Raw genomic sequence first — 3,957 nt, forward strand, 5'->3', positions numbered from 1 at the left:
GCACGGCCAGGCCCGCACCGGCGGCCGCCGTCCCCACCAGCGCCCCGGCCGGCACGCCGACCACCGCCAGGACGACGAGCAGGCCGACCCCGGAGGAGAACCAGACGGTGAGCACCACCACCAGCACCAGGCCCAGCACCGCACCCGCCGCGGCGTGGCGGACCAGCAGCCGCCCACCCCGAGCCGCCCCGGTGACCCACCAGGACAGCACCGCCCCCACGTACGTGGTGACCACCACGACCAGGGCCCACCAGCCGCTGTCGCGGTCGGTCCCGTCCTCCCCGGTGAACAGCAGCCCGAAGACCAGGGCGAGCAGCGCCACCACCCCGGCCCCGGCCAGGCGGCGCCAGACCCGCGCCGCCCCGGTCCCGAAGGCATCCCGGCCGGGAGCAGCCGAACGCTCGGAACCGTCGGGGTGATCGGTGAACCGGGTCGCGGTCATGGCTCCAGTGTTCCGCTCCCCACTCTCCGCGGGGCGATCTTCGTGTCGTACCGGGTGTTCCTTCCACCACATGATGTGCAGGCGCGTATCTTCCGCGCTCACCCGTGTCCAAGGCACGACACCGTCCGCGACGACGTCGCGGTCATCCCGCGGTGCGCGCGGGCGCACGGTCATCCCGCGATCCGAGCGCTCCCGGCTGCCGATGATCTTGCGGTCATCAGCGTAAGGAGTTCTGCGTCAAGCCCTGGGTGGGTGCCTCGCTCGTCGTCGGTGCCCTGCATAGCGGTGACGGGGCTTGCGCCCAGCAGCGTGTAATCGGGTTGAAGCGACGACGGGCGGGGCTGCTCAAGATGACCGGCGAGGTCCAGGATCGGCCTCAATGTCGAGAAGAGCTCGCCCCACCAGCAGGTGACGCACAAGATCAGACGCTGACGCCTGGCAGTGCTCGAAATGGTCCCTGATGTGGATCTTCGGGGTCAGCTGCTCATGCTGCGACCTTCTGAACCCGACCCCGGGTCCCGTGGGTGGCGACGTCGGCGTCCCAGGGCCGGCCAGTGACGATGACGGCGTGTAGCTGACGCAGAAGTGCTGCCGCGATCGCGGCCTGGGCTTGCGTGGGCTTGAGTCGGTTGTGCTCTCGCTGCGTCAGGTGCTGGTAGCGGGCGGCGTGGACGGGGTTGTGCTGAAGCGTTCCCCAGATCCCGCGCCAGGCCGCCAATCGCAGCCCGGGCCGGCCTTGCCCGGTCACCTTCGTTCGTCCCACGAACGTGCCCGAACTGCGTTCTCGTGGCGCCAGGCCTGCGTGCTTGACCAACGCCCGCGCGGACGTGAAGCGGCGCGGGTCGCCGGTCTGGGCCAGGATTGCCGCCGCCCCAATCGAGCCCAGGCCCGGGACCGAGCTGGCCAGATCCTTGACGCCAAGGTCTTCGAGCACCGCGGTCATGCGCTCTTCGACGTCGACGCGTCGGCGGCGGGCGTGGAAGAAGTCATCCAAGACGAACCCGACCCGCTCCAACGCGCCCCGTCGATGCGCCAGAACACCCGCTTCATCGTCCAGGGCAGCGAACAGGTTGCGGGCGATGCGCAGCGTCGGCTTCTCTGCACCCCAACGGATCACCTCCTTCGTGACGAGCTTCTCCAACCGGGCCAGGCCCAGGCGCCTGGTCTTGGTGAAGTCCCCGCCGTCGCGCTCGAGGATGACCTGCATGGTCGCCATCCAGGTTCGGGACCGGAACGGGTAGTTCGCCGCCGTCAGTGCCGTCGGCCACACGCATTCCAGCAGGTCGCGGATCTGCTGGACCTGGGCGGTGAGCTCGGTCAGCAGGCGTTCGCGGCGGGCGCCGAGGTGACGCAGCCGACCCCACGTCTCATCGACGACCTCGGGGACGTAGCAGCGCAGCTGCGCGGTCAGGCGGGCGATGATGACGGCGTCCTTCTCGTCGGTCTTGTCGCTGGTGAGGTCTTCCCCGCGCCGGGCCCAGGACGAGATCAGCGGTTGGACGCAGACGAACGCCATGCCCCGTTCGGCGGCGAGCTGGCCCAGGATCCGCCAGCGGTGACCGGTCGGTTCACATGCCACCGTCACGCCCGCGAAGCCGGCCTTGGCCGCCTTGCCCGCGGCCCAGTCCAAGGCGGCACCAAGGTCCCAGGCGCGGACGCGGAAGGTCTTGCGAGCCAGGACGCGGGAGTCGTGATCGCAGACGACGACCATCTGCTTGGCGTCGGCGAGGTCGATACCGACGATGGCGCTGGTCACCGGGACGAGCTCGCGCAGCCGCCCGAGGCGGGTGTTGCGGCTCTTGTCACCACGTGAGATCTGGCTAGCCTTGTTCACGACGTCCTCCTTCTGCGCTGGGACACCAAGCCCGAGTAGCGCACCAGGGGGACGTCTTTGCGATCAAGACCCCGAAGGTCTCAGCCCGACCCGATGCAGCCTGCAGAACGAATCACTATGCCGCTGTCGTGGTCGTTAGGGCTCATCGCCTGAAGGGTTAAAGAGGTCGCAGCTCACCAAGAGGCGGACCGCCGCCAGCGGCGTCAGGCCGGTCAGAACTTCCACGTCGTACCCGCCGTCAACGCCTCCGTCGGCGCCGCTCCATACCGCCCACGTCATCCGGGTCCTGCTCCACCACAGGTGTTGCACACCCACCAGTTGGCCGTGGACGTCGATGACCGTGAAGTCTCCAGAGGCCGGGTCACGTCGTGTCCGGGGCGTGGCCACCGGCGGTGGCCAGGGGTGCCCGTGGCCGTAGCGCACCCCCAGACACGTCGCCCCTGTCTCCAACGCCTGCTCCACCGGCAGGTCGAGCACCGACTCGTGCGGGACGTAGGCGACCGAGACCGTCGCAGACTCACCTGCAGCCAGCTCATGTACTGGACGCACTTCGTCGGGGTGGGGGCCGAAGACTTCCAGCTGACCACGCTCACGCAGCGCAGACAGCGTCGGCACGGTGAGCCCGAGGCGCTGGCTCAGCGGGTCAGAACCCGGCCACTGACTCTGCTGCCGCAACGGCCGGCGGCTGGGTCTGCGGTGGTGGCGCGTGACGCGGACCGGCTCCAGCGAAGCCAGAAGTGCCTCAATCGCTGCAGCCAAGGGCCACCCGGTAATCGTCCCCAGGTCTGCGCCAGATGCGGTGTCCTCGCTCACGCGCCCACTGTGGGAGCAGGGACACCAGAAGTCACGGGCACGACGTCACGGGCACGACGTCACGGGCACGACGTCACGGGCATGGCGCCCTCCGGGCGACGTTGCGGTCATCCCGCGGTGCGCGCTGCCGCTGGTCGCCCTCGGCTCGCAGTCGTAACGAGGGCAAGCGTTCACTCCGACACGATGGTGATGTGAGCCAGAAGAAGCCATGGTGGAACATCACCCGCACGCGCAACCAGTCGTTGCTCCTGGGCCTGCTGTGGATCGTGGTGGGATCGCTCCAGCTGAGCAACCTCTTCACCGCTGATCGCGCGAGCTGGTGGCGCTGGGCTGCCGCTGCTCTGCTGATCGTCATGGCCAGCTACTACCTTGCCGCTTGGTGGACACGCTGGCGACGAGAGGCAACGGACCCGCGCGACTGACGCACGGTCATCCCATGGTGCGCGTGACGCCGCGATGCTGCCGCTCAGCGCGCTCAACACTGTCCGGTGAGCACCAGCAGCTCCTGGTCGTCGTCGCTGACCCAACGGCCGCCGGTCCAGACGACCTCGCCACTCGGCTGCGGGGCCTGACTGGTCACCGCCGCCCGCACGGCCTGCCACTGCTGCACCGCATCGGAGCCGTCGAAGTAGTCCAGCTGCTGGCCCCCGTACCAGTACAGGACCAGCGGGACGCCCGCTGCGATGAGGACGTCCGCGTCTCGACGCTTGATGCGGCTGGAGCCGCGGGTGAACCGCTGACCGGCCGGGGTGGTCAGCTGCCCAGACTCCACGGCGTCCCACTGCTGGTCGGCCAGGCTCGCTCGCACCGACTCAGCATGGCGGACGACCGCACGGTCATCCCGCGGTGCGCGGGCGCACGGTCATCC

General features: G+C 69.4%; 5 protein-coding genes. 1 reads left to right on the forward strand and 4 read right to left on the reverse strand.

The window, feature by feature from the left end; genetic code table 11:
* The 3 genes from ABT295_RS20990 to ABT295_RS21000 all read right to left on the reverse strand — a co-directional run.
* Positions 1 to 442 (reverse strand): hypothetical protein (locus tag ABT295_RS20990; protein WP_352396355.1); only part of this gene is annotated, 442 nt, incomplete at its 3' end.
* A 484-nt stretch (positions 443 to 926) separates the two neighbouring features.
* Positions 927 to 2,276 carry an IS110 family RNA-guided transposase gene (locus ABT295_RS20995; protein WP_352396356.1) on the reverse strand — a complete coding sequence of 450 codons (1,350 nt, stop codon included), beginning with the start codon at positions 2,274 to 2,276 and terminating at the stop codon, positions 927 to 929.
* A 135-nt stretch (positions 2,277 to 2,411) separates the two neighbouring features.
* Positions 2,412 to 3,089, reverse strand: coding sequence for a hypothetical protein (locus ABT295_RS21000; protein WP_352396357.1), 678 nt, complete (start codon positions 3,087 to 3,089; stop codon positions 2,412 to 2,414).
* Positions 3,090 to 3,280: 191 nt separating this feature from the next.
* On the opposite strand from ABT295_RS21000, the gene ABT295_RS21005 reads away from it, so the two are divergent.
* Entirely contained in the window at positions 3,281 to 3,511 is a 231-nt protein-coding gene (locus tag ABT295_RS21005) for a hypothetical protein (RefSeq protein ID WP_352396358.1), read from the forward strand.
* Positions 3,512 to 3,564: 53 nt separating this feature from the next.
* Here ABT295_RS21005 and ABT295_RS21010 read toward each other — a convergent pair whose 3' ends face one another.
* A complete protein-coding gene (locus ABT295_RS21010) occupies positions 3,565 to 3,897 on the reverse strand; it encodes a hypothetical protein (protein ID WP_352396359.1) in 333 nt (110 codons plus the stop codon).
* Positions 3,898 to 3,957 lie beyond the last annotated feature (60 nt).

Source organism: Terrabacter sp. NPDC000476 (assembly GCF_040300125.1).
Classification (GTDB): Bacteria; Actinomycetota; Actinomycetes; order Actinomycetales; family Dermatophilaceae; genus Terrabacter.